The organism is Streptomyces sp. NPDC008137 (assembly GCF_042957035.1).
Classification (GTDB): domain Bacteria; phylum Actinomycetota; class Actinomycetes; order Streptomycetales; family Streptomycetaceae; genus Streptomyces.
This window is the reverse complement of sequence record NZ_JBIBHN010000018.1, coordinates 65,045-81,843: the sequence shown is the minus strand read 5'-3', so window position 1 is coordinate 81,843 and position 16,799 is coordinate 65,045. Positions and strand designations below refer to the sequence as shown.

General features: G+C 73.2%; 12 protein-coding genes. 6 read left to right on the top strand and 6 right to left on the bottom strand.

The features are described from left to right. Nucleotides 1–33 precede the first annotated feature (33 nt). Genes ACFZBT_RS25735 through ACFZBT_RS25725 form a run of 3 tightly spaced genes read right to left on the bottom strand, consistent with a single transcriptional unit; the run spans nucleotide 34 to nucleotide 3,355 of the window. Complete coding sequence (locus ACFZBT_RS25735; RefSeq protein ID WP_391107647.1) at nucleotides 34–468, bottom strand: hypothetical protein; 435 nt, start codon at nucleotides 466–468, stop codon at nucleotides 34–36. A gap of 20 nt (nucleotides 469–488) precedes the next feature. Next, nucleotides 489–2,261, bottom strand: coding sequence for a prenyltransferase/squalene oxidase repeat-containing protein (locus ACFZBT_RS25730; RefSeq protein WP_391107645.1), 1,773 nt, complete (start codon nucleotides 2,259–2,261; stop codon nucleotides 489–491). Then, nucleotides 2,258–3,355, bottom strand: a complete 1,098-nt coding sequence (locus ACFZBT_RS25725) for a phenylacetate--CoA ligase family protein (RefSeq protein ID WP_391107642.1) — start codon at nucleotides 3,353–3,355, stop codon at nucleotides 2,258–2,260. Before ACFZBT_RS25725 ends, ACFZBT_RS25730 begins: the two co-directional genes overlap by 4 nt. Nucleotides 3,356–4,048: 693 nt before the next feature. On the opposite strand from ACFZBT_RS25725, the gene asnB reads away from it, so the two are divergent. From asnB to ACFZBT_RS25700, 5 genes are all read left to right on the top strand, one after another. Continuing rightward, nucleotides 4,049–5,902 (top strand): asparagine synthase (glutamine-hydrolyzing), encoded by a 1,854-nt coding sequence (gene asnB, locus ACFZBT_RS25720; protein WP_391107639.1) that lies wholly within the window; start codon nucleotides 4,049–4,051, stop codon nucleotides 5,900–5,902. 182 nt (nucleotides 5,903–6,084) lie between these two features. Next, nucleotides 6,085–7,248, top strand: coding sequence for an exonuclease SbcCD subunit D C-terminal domain-containing protein (locus ACFZBT_RS25715; RefSeq protein WP_391107636.1), 1,164 nt, complete (start codon nucleotides 6,085–6,087; stop codon nucleotides 7,246–7,248). Further along, nucleotides 7,245–10,238, top strand: a complete 2,994-nt coding sequence (locus ACFZBT_RS25710; RefSeq protein ID WP_391107634.1) for an AAA family ATPase — start codon at nucleotides 7,245–7,247, stop codon at nucleotides 10,236–10,238. Before ACFZBT_RS25715 ends, ACFZBT_RS25710 begins: the two co-directional genes overlap by 4 nt. A gap of 269 nt (nucleotides 10,239–10,507) precedes the next feature. After that, a complete protein-coding gene (locus tag ACFZBT_RS25705; protein ID WP_391107630.1) occupies nucleotides 10,508–11,026 on the top strand; it encodes an Imm21 family immunity protein in 519 nt (172 codons plus the stop codon). Nucleotides 11,027–11,177: 151 nt separating this feature from the next. Then, a complete protein-coding gene (locus ACFZBT_RS25700) occupies nucleotides 11,178–12,011 on the top strand; it encodes an SDR family oxidoreductase (protein ID WP_391107627.1) in 834 nt (277 codons plus the stop codon). Nucleotides 12,012–12,026: 15 nt separating this feature from the next. Here the strand turns inward: ACFZBT_RS25700 and ACFZBT_RS25695 are convergent, their stop codons facing one another. Both ACFZBT_RS25695 and ACFZBT_RS25690 read right to left on the bottom strand, forming a co-directional pair. Further along, complete coding sequence (locus ACFZBT_RS25695; RefSeq protein WP_391107624.1) at nucleotides 12,027–13,718, bottom strand: DUF885 family protein; 1,692 nt, start codon at nucleotides 13,716–13,718, stop codon at nucleotides 12,027–12,029. 31 nt (nucleotides 13,719–13,749) lie between these two features. After that, entirely contained in the window at nucleotides 13,750–14,241 is a 492-nt protein-coding gene (locus tag ACFZBT_RS25690; protein WP_391107621.1) for an AsnC family transcriptional regulator, read from the bottom strand. A gap of 59 nt (nucleotides 14,242–14,300) precedes the next feature. On the opposite strand from ACFZBT_RS25690, the gene ACFZBT_RS25685 reads away from it, so the two are divergent. Continuing rightward, nucleotides 14,301–15,521: a PLP-dependent transferase gene (locus ACFZBT_RS25685; protein WP_391107618.1), complete on the top strand. Its 1,221-nt coding sequence runs from the start codon at nucleotides 14,301–14,303 to the stop codon at nucleotides 15,519–15,521. Here the strand turns inward: ACFZBT_RS25685 and ACFZBT_RS25680 are convergent. Continuing rightward, entirely contained in the window at nucleotides 15,510–16,706 is a 1,197-nt protein-coding gene (locus ACFZBT_RS25680; RefSeq protein ID WP_391107880.1) for a GNAT family N-acetyltransferase, read from the bottom strand. The genes ACFZBT_RS25685 and ACFZBT_RS25680 overlap by 12 nt on opposite strands. Nucleotides 16,707–16,799 lie beyond the last annotated feature (93 nt).

Here is a 16,799-nt window from a genome sequence, read left to right as displayed (position 1 = left end):
AAATCGAGTAGTGAGACTGGGGAGCCCGTGGGGTCAGACCGCGGCGGCCGGCGCGGGCCCCACGGCGGTGCCGTCGGCCCGGCGCAGTCCCTCGCCGGCGCCGAGGTAGACATCGGAGGGCGAGGTGGGCCGGAACTCCAGGTAGCAGAAAGGAGTTCGGGCATCGGTACCGAGCGCCTCGGTGACGCACCGGGCGAGCCCGTCGCGGAAGGCGTCGTCACGGTCGGGGCCCACACAGCACGTCACCGACGCGTGGCGCGGGCCGGGGGCGTCGGCGTCCCCGTCGTACGGCAGGGCCTCGACCGGCATGCCGCCGGAGAAGACCGTGCTCTCCTCGGTGGGTTCAAAACGCACGACGACGTGACCGGCCCGGACGCCCTGGGCGGTGAGCCAGCGGGTGAGGCGCAGCGCGACGGCGCGACGGCGGGGTACGGGCAGTTCGGGGGTACGGATGGTGATCGTGGGCACGAGTTCTCCCGTTCGGCGGTTCAGGACAGGGCCAGGGCCGGCAGCGCGCCGGGGTTCGCGGCCAGGCGCCGGGCCAGCAGGGTGCCGAGACAGTCGGCGAGCGGCCCTCCGCCGCCGGGGGCCAATGGGCTCCACGCGGTGCCGTCGGCGCCGCGCACCCGGTCGGTGAACGCGCGGAGGTGCCCGGTGTCGAGGGCGATCCCGGCCCGGTCGGCCGCCAGCACCGCCTCGTAGGTGGACAGCAGGTCGGGGACCCGGTTGCCCTCGCCCGCGTAGCCGCCGCCCCGGACGCGATGGCGGGCGAGCAGGACGCCGACGGCCTCGCGGGCCTCGGCGGGCGGGGCGAGGCCGGGGCCGAGGAGCAGCCGGACGCGCTGGGCCTGCAGGGCCGGGCGCAGGCCCGGGTCGGCGCCCGGCACGTTGCCGTGCGCGAACGGCTCCCCGTCGTGGGTACGGCAGGAGTCGACGAAGGCGAGGACGCCCGTCAGGTCGAGGCCGAGCCCGTCCGGTCCGCCGAGCAGCGCCGCCGTCTCCACCGCGGCGGCCGTGGACACCAGGTCGGATCCGCGCCCCTCCCAGTAGCCGAACCCGCCGTCGGCGTTCTGGAGATCGGCCAGCCAGTCGGCGATCCGGTGCCGGGCCGCCCGGTCCTCGGTGAACGCTCCGGCCGCGAGGGCCCACAGGGTGCAGCGCACCTCACTGCCCCGGCCCGGCATGTACATCACGCCGCCCTCGTTGGGCAGTTGGCAGCCCTCAAGCCAGCGCACCTCGTCCGGGCGCGGGGACGCGGGGCCGGACGAGAGAACGGCGGCGGCCGTGGACAGGGCGTCGGCCGCGGCCGGGGGCTCCCGGTAGGTGTAGCCGCCCCCGGCGACGCCCAGTTCGGCGATGCGGGCGGTGACGGCGTCGGCGACGGGGGCGAGCGGCGTGCCGAGCGCCTTGAGCGTGCCCACGGCGCAGAAGGAGGCCCACACGTCCTCGACGTCGTACCCCTCCCAGCGGACGAAGGCGCCGGAGGGACCGCGGCGGCGCATGACCCACTCCTGGCAGCCGTCGGGATCACGCGGCGCCCGGCCGAGCGCCGCGAGCGCGCCCACGGCCCGGTACGTGGCCCACAGGCAGGGCACCTCGGCGGCGGGCGCGAACCGGAAGCCGCCCTCGTCGCCCTGGCGGGCGCGCAGCCAGGCGGTGAGCGCCTCCTCGTCCCAGGGCGGCGCTCCCCGGGCCCCGTTGTCCGTGGCGGCCCGCCAGGCCATCACCCCGTAGTAGCAGGCCCGTACGTCGGCCTTGCCGCGCCGGGCGTCCTCGGGAGACCAGCTCAGCCCGCCCCCGGCGCACTGGAGCCGGCTCAGCCAGTCCAGCAGCCGGGCGCGGTCGGGCACCGGGCCGCCGCACAGTTCGACGGCCGTGCGGGCGGAGAAGTGGGTGGCCCACACGTCCGGGGCCTGCCCCGGGAGCATCGCGTAGGCGTCGCCGGACCAGGTGCGCTCCAGCCAGCGGGCGGTGGCCTCGGTGCCGGGCACCGGGCGGCCCATGTCGCGCAGCGCCTGGGTGCAGTAGAAGGTGGCCCAGGCGTCGGAGAGCATGCCCCGGCTCCAGGCGTAACCGCCGTCGGCGTTGCGCCGGCCGGTCAGGTAGGCGGCCGTGCCGTCCGGGTCGGTGATCGTGTCCGTGCGGTCCAGCCAGCCCAGCGTCCGCACGGCCGCGTAGGTGCACCACAGGTCGGGTTCGCCCCCGGGCACCCCCCGGCCCTGCGGCGCGCGGGGGGAGGTCGTCGTCGCGGTGGCGGTCATCGCGCGACCTCCACTTCCCTGATGTTGGACCGCTTCCAGCTCTTCTGCGAGGCGCCGCTCTTGGTGTTGGCGGGCAGGGAGTTGACGAAGACCACTCCGTCCCAGCGCAGCCCCAGCAACTCCTCGGACCGGGCCTGGACGCGCCGGCACTCCTCGGGCTCGCCGTCCCGCCCGGCGCCGATGCCGCGCTCCAGGAGCAGCCGCGCGTAGGTGCCCTCGCTGTCCACCTCCAGCAGGTAGCCGGTGGCGTCGGTGACGCCGTAGACGACCTCCTCGACGGCACGGACGGACAGCGGTGTGCCGCGTACGCGCAGGCCGTCGCTGGAGCGGCCGTGGACGGTGATCCCGGGCGCCGCGCTGCCGCACGGGCAGTCCGTCGTCACGGACACCTCGTCGCCGGTGTCGAGCCGCAGCAGCGGCCTGGCGTGTGCGTTGAGCGGGGTGACGACGAGCCGTCCCCGCTCGTGCCCGCCCCGGTCGTGCAGCGGGACGACGCCCGCGGGCGTGGCGAGCTCGAAGTAGGTGGCGGCCGGCAGCAGGTGCTGGCGGCCCCGCGCGCAGGCGGCGGCCAGCGTGCCGGTCTCCGTGCTGCCGTAACTGGCGTCGTGGACATCGGCGTTCCACCACCGGCCCAGCCGGGAGCGGAAGGGCTCGGTGTTGACCTCTCCGAGCAGCATCAGCCGCTCGACCGAGGAGCCGAGCTCGTCCAACTGCCCGCGCTGCGCCAGCAGCCGGGTGAACTGGAGGGCCACGCCGGGGGCGACGAACACCGTGGTGGGCCGGTAGGTCCGCCACATCGACTCCAGCCGGTCCCAGTCGGTGATGCCGGTGGCGAACGGATAGGCCCGGATGTGCGCGTGGTCGAGGTACTCGCAGACCCCGGCGACCAGATCCGCCACCGGCACGATGTCGGACGGCAGCAGGATCACCACGCGCTCCTCGGAGCCGAGCAGCGGGCGCCATGCCTCGGCCACCGAGACGGTGTTCCAGATGGTGTCCTCGGCCCGGCGCGGGGTGGGCGTCGGCTGCCCCGTGGTGCCGGTGGTCTCGTAGTACTTCGAGGCCTCGGTCGGCGAGACGGCCGCGAAGTCCAAGGGCCGCGCCTTGAGTGACTCACGCGGCGTCACGGGCAGGTTCCGGAATCGATCGAGGGAGAACTCCCCGATATCGCCGCTGTCCTCGCCTGCGCCGTAAGCCTTTGTTCCGCGCGCGCGTTGCCAGGCTGCGGAGAGCTTTTCCGTATAGAAGTTCTCGGCCGGGATGCGGCCTTGATTCTCCCTAATCTCGGCCTGTGCCTCACGAAGTATTGTCTGGCGTTCGTCGGTGTGCAGGATCACACAAACCTCGCTCAATTCATCGCTTGTCGCCTGCGCACAGCCGGGAAGAAGGAAGGGCTGTACGCGCCCGTGACGTCGGTCTCGACGGGTCGCCCTGCGAGGGTCGGGAAGCCACAGCTCAGGGCGTGGCGTAGGGGCCGGGAGCCCGACCCACAGCGAACGTATAGCACTAAAGGTGAGCCGTGCAACCGCCTCCGGGGGCCTCAACTCGCCATCCCCGACCGAAAATCGACGACCTCGCTGATGGGGCAATGCGCCTACTGCTCGGTACGTTGCCCGAGTTGGTTTTCCCGCCTAGTCTCGATGAGTGCCGATGTGAAACCGGCATCGTTTTGAAGTCGCGGTTAATCGAACCCGAACAGCGGGTTTCGCGCCCAGTTGGAGCGCATGCCGCACGCCGTTTTACTCGGCAGTCCGCAACCCTCATCCGAATCCGGTTGGAGCTTTCTCATGTGCGGAATCGCAGGCTGGGCCGACGCAGGACTCGACCTCACGGGGGAGGTGGACGGCGTCGAAAGGATGGTGCGGACCATGGCCTGTCGAGGACCGGACGCCGCCGGGGTTCACGTCGGCCCGCACGCGGTCCTCGGTCACCGCCGGCTGGCGATCATCGACCTGGACGGCGGCAAGCAGCCCATGATGGCGCCCGTCGATCCGGACAGGCCAGCCGGGGACAGGCCGGCGGTGGTGCTCAGTTACAGCGGTGAGGTGTACAACTTCCGTGAACTCCGCGAGGAACTCCGCGGGTTCGGCCACACCTTCCGCACCCGCTCGGACACTGAAGTCGTCCTGCATGCCTACCTCCAGTGGGGCCAGGACTTCGTCCGGCGCCTCAACGGCATGTTCGCCTTCGCGCTGTGGGACGAGCGGCACCGACGTCTGCTCCTGGTGCGCGACCGTCTCGGCATCAAGCCCCTCTACGTCGCACGGCTCGGGGGCGGTGTGCTGTTCGGCTCCGAACCCAAGGCGGTCCTCGCCCACCCGCGCTTCCGCGCCCGACTCGACAGTCAGGGACTCGCCGACCTCCTCGGCCTGATCAAGTCGCCGGGCGTCACCCCCTACCGGGACATCCAGGAGGTGCCCCCGGGCTGCTTCGCCGTCCACGACCGCGAGGGGCTGCGGACCGAGAGGTACTGGAGCCTGGGGCGGCAGCCGCACGAGGACGACGCCGACGCCACGGCGGACACCGTGCGGGCCCTGCTGGAGGACACCGTGTCCCGCCAGATGGTCACCGACGTACCGCTGTGCACCCTGCTCTCCGGCGGACTGGACTCCACCGTGCTCACCGCGCTGGCCGCCCGGGTGCAGGCCCGTGCCGGCGAACCGCCCGTGCGTTCCTTCGCGGTGGACTTCACCGGCAGCGAAGCCGACTTCCGAGCCAGCGACTTCCGGCCGGAGCGCGACTCCCCCTACGCCCTCGAAGCCGCACGGCACATCGGCACCGACCACCGGCTCATCGAGCTCTCCGCCGGCGAACTCACCCGGGACACCAACCGCGACGCGGTCCTGCGCGCCCATGACCTGCCGTACACCTTCGGCGATGTGGACACCTCCCTGCACCTGCTGTTCCGGGGGATACGCGAGCACTCCACCGTCGCCCTGTCCGGAGAGTCGGCCGACGAGGTCTTCGGCGGCTACGCGTGGTTCCACGACCCGGCCGTCATCGAGGCGGCGGCGTTCCCCTGGCTCAGCCGTATGCAGCTGATCACACCCGGGCTGCTCTCCCCGGCCTTCCGGGCGGCCACCCGCTTCGAGCAGTACCGCGCGGACCGCTACCACGAGGCCCTCGCCGAGGTCGAGCACCTGCCCGGCGACTCCCCGTCGGAGCGCCGCATGCGTGAGATCAGCCACCTCCACCTCACCCGCTGGCTGCCCGCGCTGCTCGACCGCAAGGACCGGCTCAGCATGGCCGCCGGTCTGGAGGTCCGCGTGCCCTTCTGCGACCACCGGCTCGTCGAGTACGTGCACAACGCGCCCTGGGACCTCAAGACACCCGACGGCGACCCCAAGGGCCTCCTCAAGCGGGCCACCCGCGACATCGTGCCCAGGTCCGTGCTGGAGCGACGCAAGAGCCCCTACCCGACCACCGCCGACCAGCTCTACGAGAAGGACCTTCGGGCCCGGACCCAGGCGCTGCTCGCCGACCGTTCCTCTCCCGCCTTCGACATCGTCGACGCCGGCGAACTCGCCCGCATGCTCGAGCTCCCCCAGGGCCACTACGACACACAGCTGCGCCGCAACGGCCTGGAGACCGCCCTGTACCTCGACAGGTGGATGCGCGAGTACGACATCGCGCCGGAATGACGGCGCTACGGCACAGATGTGGATATGTCCGCTGAATCGCCGCCGAAGGCAGGGGCGGACCGAGGTTCGTGGTGGATCAGGTGCCCGCACGCGTTAGCGTGGTGGGCCTGACAGCGAGCCGTACCGGTTCGCGCTGGCTGTGGAGCGGTGGCAGGGAGAGACATGCGGGTCGGAGCGGCGTCTTGAGGCTGCTGCACACCTCCGACTGGCACCTCGGCCGGTCGTTCCACCGGGTGAACATGCTCGACGCCCAGGCCGCGTTCATCGGCCACCTCGTCGGGACCGTGCGGGAGCGCTCCGTGGACGCGGTGGTCGTGTCCGGGGATGTCTACGACCGGGCGGTTCCGCCGCTCGCCGCGGTCGAGCTGTTCGACGACGCCCTGCACCGGCTCGCCGACCTCGGCGTGCCGACCGTGATGATCTCCGGGAACCATGACTCGGCCCGCCGTCTGGGGGTCGGGGCGGGCCTGATCGGGCGGGCCGGAATCCATCTGCGGACCGAGCCGTCGGCCGCCGGGACCCCGGTGGTGCTGGCCGACGCCCACGGCGACGTCGCCTTCTACGGGCTGCCGTATCTCGAACCGGCCCTGGTGAAGGACGAGTTCGGCGTGGAGAAGGCCGGGCACGAGGCCGTGCTCGCCGCCGCCATGGACCGCGTGCGCGCCGACCTCGCCGCCCGTGCGCCCGGCACCCGCTCCGTCGTCCTCGCGCACGCCTTCGTCACCGGCGGAGAGCCCAGCGACAGCGAGCGGGACATCACCGTCGGCGGTGTCGCCGCCGTACCCGCCGGTGTCTTCGACGGCGTCGACTACGTGGCCCTCGGGCACCTGCACGGCAGCCAGACCCTCACCGAGCGCGTCCGCTACTCCGGTTCCCCGCTGCCCTACTCGTTCTCCGAGGCCCGGCACCGCAAGAGCATGTGGCTCGTCGACCTGGACGCCGACGGGGCGGTCGGCGCCGAGCGCCTCGACTGCCCCGTGCCACGCCCCCTGGCCCGGATCCGGGGCGCGCTGGAGGACCTGCTCGCCGATCCGGAGCTGGCACGGCACGAAGAGTCCTGGGTCGAGGCCACGCTCACCGACCCGGTCCGCCCGGCCGAGCCGATGGCCCGGCTCACCGAGCGCTTCCCGCACACGCTCAGCCTCGTCTTCGACCCCGACCGCACCGCGGACGACCCCGACGTGTCGTACGCCCGGCGCCTCGCGGGCCGCAGCGACCAGCAGATCGCGGAGGACTTCGTCGCCCATGTGCGCGGCGCCGGACCCGACCCGCACGAACAGGGCGTGCTGCGGGACGCGTTCGACGCGGTCCGCGCCGACGAGACCGTACGGGAGGTGGCCCGGTGAGGCTCCACCGGCTCACGGTCACCGCCTTCGGCCCCTTCGGCGGCACCCAGACCGTCGACTTCGACCAGCTGTCGACGGCCGGGCTGTTCCTGCTGCACGGACCGACCGGCGCCGGAAAGACGTCCGTCCTCGACGCCGTGTGCTACGCCCTGTACGGCTCGGTGCCGGGCGCACGGCAGGGCGGCGGCCAGGGCGCGACCCTGCGCAGCGACCACGCCGCACCCGCGACCCGCACCGAGGTCGCCCTCGAACTCACCGTCGCCGGACGCCGGCTGGAGGTCACCCGCCAGCCGCCCTGGGAACGCCCCAAGAAACGCGGTACCGGCACCACACTCGACAAGGCCCAGACCTGGCTCCGCGAGTACGACGCGACAGCCGCGGCCTGGAAGGACCTCAGCCGCTCCCACCAGGAGATCGGCGAGGAGGTCACCCAGCTGCTCGGCATGAGCCGGGAGCAGTTCTGCCAGGTCGTGCTGCTGCCGCAGGGCGACTTCGCCCGGTTCCTGCGCGCCGACGCCGAGGCCCGGGGCAAACTGCTCGGCCGCCTCTTCGACACCCGTCGCTTCGCCGACGTCGAGAAGCGCCTCGCCGAGCGCCGCCGGGCCACCGAGGCCCGGGTGCGGGACGGGGACGCCGAACTGCTGGCCGACGCCCACCGCATGCAGCAGGCCGCGGGCGACGCCATGGAGCTGCCGGAGCTTGATCCCGGCGAACCCGGGCTGGCCGAGGCCGTGCTGGGTGCCGCCGCCGTCGCCCGCGGCACCGCCCGGGAACAGCTCACCGTCGCCGAGTGCACGCTCTACGCCGCCGAGTCCGCGCGGGCCGCCGCCGGCCGCGCCCTGGACGACGTACGCGAACTCGCCCGGCTGCAGCAGCGGTTCGCGGACGCTCAGGAACGGACGACGCGGCTGGAGGAGGGCGCCGAGGCCTACCGGGAGGCGCAGGCGACCATGGAGCGCTCCCGCAAGGCCGAGAAGGTCGCGCCCGCCCTGGACCTGCGGGAGTCCGCCGACGCCGAACACCGGCGGGCCGCCGACGCCGAGGCGCGCGCGCGTGCCCTGCTGCCCGAGAGCTTCGCCGACGCGGGCGCGGCCGGACTCGCCACGGCCGCGCGCCGGGCCGCCGAGGAACTTGGCGGGCTGGACTCGGCCCGCCGCGCCGAGCGAAGGCTGGCCGAACTCCTCGACGAACGCGCCGGCCTGGACCGCCAGGAGCGTGCCGACTCCGACGTCCTGCGGGAGGCGGAGGACTGGCTCGACGGCTGGGAGGAGACCCGCGCCACTCTCCAGAACCGGGTGGACTCCGCGCAGCAGGCCGCCTCCCTCGCCGAACAGCTCGCCGTACGGCGCGAGTCCGCGCGGCAGCGTCTCGAGGCGGCCCGGCGGCGCGACAGGCTCACCCAGGACACCGACGAGGCCGTCGTCCGGGCCCGGGACGCACAGGAGCGGATGCTGCGGGCCAAGCAGCACTGGCTCGACCTCAAGGAACAGCGCCTGACCGGCATCGCCGCGGAACTGGCCGCTCACCTCGCCGACGGCGAGCCCTGCGCCGTCTGCGGTGCCACCGAGCACCCCGCCCCCGCCCGCAAGGGCGCCGCGCACGTCGACCGCGAGGCCGAGGAAGACGCCCTGACCGCCTACCAGCGGGCAGACGAACAGCGCACCGCGGACGAACGGCGGCTGGGCGACGTACGGGAGGCGCTGGCGGCGGCCACCGCCGAGGCCGGTGACACACCCACCGGGCAACTCTCCGATGCGGCAGAGGAGTTGGAGGCCCAGTACGAGCAGGCCCGCCGTGCCGCCGCCGAACTGCACTCCGCGCGGGAACGGCTGCGGCAGGCCGGGCAGGAGCAGGAACGGCGCGTCGCCGCCCGGCAGGAGGCCGCCGTGCGGACCGCCGCCCGGGTCGGACACCGGGAGCGGCTGGACCGGGAACGAGCCGGACTGGAGGAGGAACTGGAGCGGGCGAGGGGCGCCCTGGACAGCGTCGCCGCGCGAGCCGCGCAACTGGAGCGTCGGACCGCGCTGCTCACGGAAGCGGCCGACACGGCCCGCGCCGCCGAGGACAGCGCCCAGCGGCTCAAGGACGCCGACGCCCGGCTCGCCGACGCCGCCTTCCGCGCAGGCTTCGAGACCCCGCAGGCCGCGGCCGACGCGCTCCTCGACGACGCCGTCCACCGCGAACTGCAACGGCGGCTCGACGCCTGGCAGACCGAGGAGGCCGCCGCCCGGGCCGTCCTCGCCGAGGCCGACACCGCGGCCGCCGCCCGGCAGCGGCCCGCCGACCTGGAGAGCGCGGAACGCGCCGCCTCCGCCGCGGACCGGCGGACCCGCGACGCCGCCTCCGCACACGACGCCGCCGCCCGGCGCTGCGCCGAACTCGACCGGCTGTCCGCACGGGCGACCGCGTCGGCACGCCGATTGGCGCCGCTGCGCGAGGAGTACGACCGGATCGCCCGTATGGCAGGCCTCACCGCCGGCACCTCGGCGGACAACGAACGCCGGATGCGCCTGGAGTCGTACGTCCTCGCGGCCCGGCTGGAACAGGTCGCCGCCGCCGCGACCGTACGGCTGCGGCGCATGTCGTCCGGCCGCTACACCCTCGTCCACTCCGACGACCGCACCGGGCGCGGGCGCAGCGGGCTCGGACTGCATGTCGTCGACGCGTGGACCGGCCGCGAACGGGACACGGCGACGCTGTCGGGCGGCGAGACGTTCTTCGCCTCGCTCGCCCTCGCCCTCGGCCTCGCGGACGTCGTCACGGACGAGGCGGGCGGCGTGCGGCTGGACACCCTCTTCATCGACGAGGGCTTCGGCAGCCTCGACGACCAGACCCTCGACGAGGTCCTCGACGTCCTCGACTCCCTGCGCGAACGCGACCGCAGCGTCGGCATCGTCAGCCATGTGGCCGACCTGCGACGGCGGATCCACGCACAGTTGGAGGTCGTGAAGGGCCGGTCCGGATCGGTGCTGCGGCAGCGCGGGACTTAGGGGTCCTTTCACTATGCGCGCCCGGGTCGCGCGGCCTGGCACCGCACCTCGCCGCGTTTCCGAAAAGCCCAGGTAGCTCCTCCCCCCACTCTCGGCTGCGCTCCAGCGGGGGCACCCCCGTCCAGGGCTCTCCGGCGCCTCGCGATGCACGGCACCAGACCACGTGCTCTGATCGGACGCTCATAGTGAAAGGACCCCTTAGGGGGATTTGTGGGATGGCCCCAACCCCCGGCCCGGCGGCGTGGGTTGGCGTTGTAGGTTCTTGCCTCATGGTGCGATACGCGGAGCCGGGCGCGGTGGAGTGGGTGGAGTCGGGCGGCGGACCGCTGATAGCGGTGCCCGAGACGGTTCTGCCGTTCTGGGCGGGTGCGGACGGTGAGGAGACGGCGTCCGACTACGACCGGGCCTGTGAGGTGGACGGACACGTCGGGCTGCTGCCGGTCGGCGACTGCACGGCGCTGGTGCTGGGCGACGAGCCCGCCTCGACGGCCTATCTGCCCGACCAGGGCGTGTTCGTGCGGTGGTGTGCGGGCGACTCCGAGGGCGAGTTGCTGGCGAGTGTGCCGGATGCTGTCGCGAGGGCGCGGTGGGAACCGGAGGTCAGCTGGCAGGTGCCTGGGCCGGTGCTGCTGTTCGACGCGGCCTGGCCTGGAGGCGAGCCGGTGGGGAGCGACCGTGTGCGGGTGGTTCTGGAGCCGGGGAAGTACGCGGTTCGGGCGGCTCGGGTGCGGCCGGGGCCCGAGACGTGGCTGGGGTTGGTCCAGCTGCGGCTCCTTGCGCCCAGATGACCGTGGGGGTTGCCGACCGGCCGGCGTGTGCGGGTTGTCCGTGGCCGGTCGCGCCCACACGGCGGAGCCGCATATCAGCACAGCCCCTCGCCCCTGAGAGAGGGGCGATAATCGTGTGCGTCGATCGAGATGCCCGGCCACGATGATCCGTATGCCTCGACTTCCTCACCCCGATCCCGAAGAACTGCGCCGTGACCCCCTGCCCCTGCGTGGCCGTACCGCCCTGGTGACCGGTGCCAGTCGGCGCGCCGGCATCGGGCATGCCGTGGCGCGGCGGCTCGCCGCCTACGGGGCGAGTGTCTATCTGCATCACCATGTGCCGCACGACGCGGGCATGCCCTGGGGCGCCGACCGGCCCGAGGACGTGCTGGAATCCGTGCGCGGCGCGCTCGGTGACCCCGAAGCCCGGGTCGTCGCCGGGCCCGGTGATCTGGCCGACCCGGCCGTGCCCGCCGAACTGATCGGCAGGGCCGCCGAGGCGCTCGGCGGGCGGCTCGACATCCTCGTGGCCAACCACGCGCAGAGCGGATTCGACGGCTCCCTGGACGAGATCGACGCGGCGATGCTGGACACGCACTGGACGGTCGACACCCGCTCGGTCCTGCTGCTCGCCCAGGCACACGCCCGGACGCGGCCACCCGGCCCCGGAGGCCGCGTCGTGATGATGACCTCAGGACAGGACATCGCGAACGGCATGCCCGGCGAGATCGCCTACGCCCTGCAGAAGGGTGCCCTCGCCTCCATCACCCGCTCCCTGTCGACCGCCCTCGTCGAGCAGGGAATCACGGTGAACACCGTCAACCCAGGTCCTGTCGACACCGGTTACCTGACCGGGGAGGTGTACGAGGCCGTGGCGTCCGCCTTCCCCGCCGGACAGTGGGGGAGGCCCGACGACCCGGCCCGCCTCATCGCCTGGCTCGCGACGGACGAGGCGGGCTGGATCACCGGTGAGGTCATCAACTCCGAAGGCGGATTCCGGCGCTGAGCCGAGGGCTCTCCATCAGAGGGCCGACAACTCGTCCACCAGGTCGTCCAGGCCCAGCGAGCCCTGGGAGAGGGCGGCCATGTGCCAGGCCTTCGGGTCGAAGGCGTCGCCGTGCCGGGCGCGGGCCTTCTCGCGGCCCAGCAGCCAGGCCCGCTCGCCGAGCTTGTAGCCGATGGCCTGGCCCGGCATGGACAGATACCGCGTCAGTTCGCTCTCCACGAAGTCCGCGGGGCGGCTGCTGTGCGAGCCGAAGAACTCCTGCGCCAGCTCGGGCGTCCAGCGCTCCCCGGGGTGGAAGGGCGAGTCGTCAGGGATCGTCAGCTCCAGGTGCATGCCGATGTCGATGATGACGCGCACCGCCCGCATCATCTGGGCGTCCAGGTAACCGAGCCGGCGCTCCGGGTCGGTCAGGAAGCCCAGTTCGTCCATCAGCCGCTCCGCGTACAGCGCCCAGCCCTCGGCGTTGGCGCTCACCATTCCGACGCTCGCCTGGTAGCGGGAGAGGTTCTGCGCCACGTGCTTCCACTGGGCCAGCTGGAGGTGGTGGCCGGGCACGCCCTCGTGGTACCAGGTCGACACCAGGTCGTAGACCGGGAAGCGCGTCTCGCCCATGGTGGGCAGCCAGGTGCAGCCCGGACGGGAGAAGTCGTCCGACGGCGGCGTGTAGTAGGGGGCCGCGGCGCTGCCCGGAGGGGCGATGCGCGACTCCACCCGGCGCACCCGCTCGGCCAGGTCGAAGTGGGTGCCGTCGAGCGCGTCCATCGCCTCGTCCATGAGGCTCTGCAGCCAGTCGCGGACCTCGTCTACGCCCTCGATGTGCGTGCCCTGCGCGTCGAGGTGGGCCAGCGCCTCCCACGGCGTGCCGGCGCCCGGCAGGATCTTCTCGGCCTCGCTCTTCATCTCGCCGAGGAGGCGGTGGTACTCGGACCAGCCGTAGGCGTACGCCTCGTCCAGGTCCAGGTCCGTGCCGTTGAAGTAGCGCACCCAGCGCGCGTACCGCTCCCGGCCCACCACGTCCGGCGCGCCCTCGATCGCCGGCGCGTACACGTCCCGCATCCAGTCGCGCAGCCGCGCGACCGCCTCGGTGGCCGAGCGGGCGGCGGTGTCCAGCTCGGACCGCAGGGCCTCGGGGCCGGCCGCCGCGTACTGCTCGAACCAGCCGTGACCCTCGCCGTCCGCGTCGGCCCACTCGCCGAGCTGCGTCACGAAGGTGGCGGTGGCGCGCGGCCCGGCGTACAGCTTGCGCTCCAGGCCGAGGGCCAGGGACTCCCGGTAGCCCTCCAGCGCGGCCGGGACGCCGCGCAGCCGCTCGGCGATCGCCGCCCAGTCCTCCTCGGTCTGCGCGGGCGTCACGGTGAACACCTGCCGCACCGCGTGCGCGACGGAGCTCAGATTGCTGACGGAGCGCAGGCTCTCGTCGGCCTCGTGCACCGCGAGTTCGGCGCCCAGCCGCTCGCGCAGCAGCCGCGCGCACCGGCGCTCGATGTCACTGTCCGCGCCGGGCAGCCGCTCGGCCTCGTCCAGCCGGGCCAGCGTCCGCCGCGCCAGCTCCGCGAGTGCCTCCTGCCCCGTCGGCGAGGTGTCGGGCAGCCTGCTCGAACTCTCCTTGTCGCCGAGGAACGTGCCGGTGATCGGGTCGAGGGCGACGAGCTCGTCGACGTAGGCGTCGGCGACCTCTCGGGGCAGCGGGCTCTTGATCTCAGACATGCGGCCATCCTCGTACGAGGGACCGCGCACGTCACGCGGATTGAGCCGAGGGCGAAGGCGGCAGCAGCGGCCCGCACTCCCACTGCTGGAAGATCAGCCGGGTCTCCACCCGTGCCACCTCCCGCCGCGAGGTGAACTCGTCCAGCACGAGCCGCTGGAGGTCGGTCATGTCGGCGACCGCGACATGGACGAGGTAGTCGTCCGGGCCGGTCAGGTGGAACACGGTCCGCGACTCCGGCAGTGCCCGGATCCGCTCCACGAACGGCCCCACCAGCTCCCTCCGGTGCGGCCTGACCTGCACCGACAGCAGGGCCTCCAGGCCCCGCCCCAGCTTGGCCGGATCGAGTTCCAGCCGGTGCCCGAGGATCACGCCCGAGCGGCGCAGCCGCGTCACCCGGTCCAGACACGTCGACGGCGCCACGCCGACCTGCGCGGCGAGATCCCGGTACGTCGCCCGGGCGTCGTTCTGCAAGAGCCGCAGAAGGTGGAGATCCACCGGGTCCAGTACGACAGATTCGGCCATCGGCCGAACATAACACGGTGTTCTTCCGTGCAGAACCGGTCAGTGTTCACTCTCCCCTCATGGATATCGGCATGGACATGAACACGGGTACCGCACCGAGGGCCCTCGCCACCGAGGCCGTGCACGCCGGCCGGGACGACCTCGCCCGGCAGGGGCTGCACGCCCCGCCGATCGACCTGTCCACCACCTACCCGTCGTACGACAGCCGCGGCGAGGCGGCCCGGATCGACGCGTTCGCCGCCACGGGCTCGGAGCCGGACGGCCCGCCCGTCTACGGACGGCTGGGCAACCCGACCGTCGCCCGCTTCGAGACCGCGCTGGCCCGTCTGGAGGGCACCGAGGCGGCGGTCGCGTTCGCCAGCGGCATGGCCGCCCTGAGCGCCACCCTGCTCGTACGCGCCTCGATGGGGCTGCGGCACGTGGTGGCCGTACGTCCCCTCTACGGCTGCAGCGACCATCTGCTGACCGCCGGGCTGCTGGGCTCCGAGGTGACCTGGACCGACCCGGCCAGAATCGCCGACGCGCTGCGCCCGGACACCGGGCTGGTCCTGGTGGAGTCCCCGGCCAACCCCACGCTCGCCGAGGTCGACCTGCGGGCCCTCGCACATGCCTGCGGTTCGGTGCCGCTGCTCGTGGACAACACCTTCGCCACACCGGTCCTCCAGCGCCCCGCCGAGCAGGGCGCGCGGCTGGTGCTGCACAGCGCCACCAAGTACCTCGGCGGACACGGGGATGTGCTGGCGGGCGTGATCGCCTGCGACGAGGAGTTCGCGGGCAGGCTGCGCCAGGTGCGGTTCGCCACGGGCGGCGTGCTGCACCCGCTGGCCGGCTATCTGCTGCTGCGCGGGCTGTCCACCCTCCCCGTGCGGGTCCGGGCCGCCTCCGCCAACGCCGCCGAACTCGTCCGCCGCCTCGCCGCCGACCCGCGAGTAGCCCGGGTGCACTACCCGCGCATCGGCGGCGCGATGGTCTCCTTCGAGGTGCACGGCGATCCCCACGAGGTCATCGCCGGCGTCCGCCTGATCACCCCCGCCGTCAGCCTCGGCAGCGTCGACACCCTCATCCAGCACCCGGCGTCCATCAGCCACCGCATCGTGGACGCGGACGACCGACAGGACGCCGGGGTGAGCGACAGCTTGCTGAGGATGTCGGTGGGCCTGGAGGACGTGGAGGACCTCTGGACGGACCTGGAGGGAGCGCTCCTCAGGGGCGCGGGGAACTGCGCGACCAGCCACAGCGAACCCGCACTCGCCGACGGACGTACGCCCCTACGGCGCTGAGGCACTCCCCAGCTCACCCGCGCTCGATGCGACCGGCTCACCCAGCCGGGCCGTGATGACCAGCGTGCCTTCCTCGACCTGATAGTCGAGCGGCAGCTCAAGCCCTCGCATCGCCGCGACCATGCCCGTGTTGGACGCCTGCGTCACGGCATACACACTCCCGCACCCGGCATCCACCGCCATCGCCACCAGCCTGCGCAGCAACTCGGCACCCACACCCCGCCGCTGCCAGGCATCCTCGACGATCAGCGCGACCTCCGTCTCGTCCCCGTCCCACAGCAGATGCCCGAGCCCGACCACCCGCCCCGACGCGGTCTGGACGGCTAGCGTGCGGCCGAAGCGGGGACTGAGCAGGTGGTTCAGATACCGGTCGGCATCGCCGACCGGTCCGTGGTAGCGAAGCCTCAGTGTGCGGTCCGAGCACCGGTCGTGCATCGCCCGGGCCGGCTCCAGATCACGGGTGTCGGCCCGGCGCACGGTGATGTCGGCGCCTTCGGCGAGGGTGAGCACGTCCCGGCCGCGCGGGAGGCGCGGGCCGAGCCGGGCGTCCAGTTCCACCAGGGCCCTGGCCCGGGCGAACTCGGTCGGGGTGAACGGCAGGTACGGCCGCTCCACGGTGATCACTCCGCCTTCCGGTGCGCGCAGGCGCAGCACGGTGCCGTCGAGAGCGCCCTCGACCGGTACGCCGCCGGGCGCCCGGTCTCCGCCGGCCGGTGCGGGCTGGGAGCGGATCGTGCAGCGGCCCAGCAACTGGCGCAGGGCCAGCGGCAGTTCCGCGGCGTCCAAAGCGGTGCGGGCGGCGAGCCCCAGGACCCGGGTCGGCGCGTCCACCAGGTCGTGGGCGTCGGCCCGTTCGAGCCAGGTGTCGGTGCCGCCGGCGGTCCGGACGGCCGTGGCGATCCCGGACGCCGGCAGCTCGCCCGGGGCCCGCAGCAGGAACTCGTCCACCGTGCCGTCGGCCAGCGGGTGGGTCTGCAGGCTCAGGATGTCCACGCGCTGCCCGGCGAGGGCCGTGCACAGCGCCGCCAGCGACCCCGGCTCGTCCCGCACCGTGGTCCGCATCCGCCACAGCGTGCTGGCCCCCGGCACCGGCTCCGGTGCCGGGGACTCCGTATGGTCCGTCGGCGGCGCGTTTTCGTGGCGTCGTGTCCGCCAGGCCCGGAACGCCGTGGTGAACCGCCGCATCGGGGTGGCGGGGCGGCAGTTGTCGTTCGAGTGCGTTGCTTCAGTCACTTTTCGCGTCATGCACCCACTGTGACGGAACGGTGTTGCGTGATC

Excerpts from the sequence above, each read along its gene's own strand:
- ACFZBT_RS25730 (WP_391107645.1), bottom strand. The coding sequence starts at position 2,261 with ATGACCGCCACCGCGACGACGACCTCCCCCCGCGCGCCGCAGGGCCGG.
- asnB (WP_391107639.1), top strand. The coding sequence starts at position 4,049 with ATGTGCGGAATCGCAGGCTGGGCCGACGCAGGACTCGACCTCACGGGG.
- ACFZBT_RS25705 (WP_391107630.1), top strand. The coding sequence starts at position 10,508 with ATGGTGCGATACGCGGAGCCGGGCGCGGTGGAGTGGGTGGAGTCGGGC.
- ACFZBT_RS25700 (WP_391107627.1), top strand. The coding sequence starts at position 11,178 with ATGCCTCGACTTCCTCACCCCGATCCCGAAGAACTGCGCCGTGACCCC.
- ACFZBT_RS25695 (WP_391107624.1), bottom strand. The coding sequence starts at position 13,718 with ATGTCTGAGATCAAGAGCCCGCTGCCCCGAGAGGTCGCCGACGCCTAC.
- ACFZBT_RS25690 (WP_391107621.1), bottom strand. The coding sequence starts at position 14,241 with ATGGCCGAATCTGTCGTACTGGACCCGGTGGATCTCCACCTTCTGCGG.
- ACFZBT_RS25685 (WP_391107618.1), top strand. The coding sequence starts at position 14,301 with ATGGATATCGGCATGGACATGAACACGGGTACCGCACCGAGGGCCCTC.
- ACFZBT_RS25680 (WP_391107880.1), bottom strand. The coding sequence starts at position 16,706 with ATGCGGCGGTTCACCACGGCGTTCCGGGCCTGGCGGACACGACGCCAC.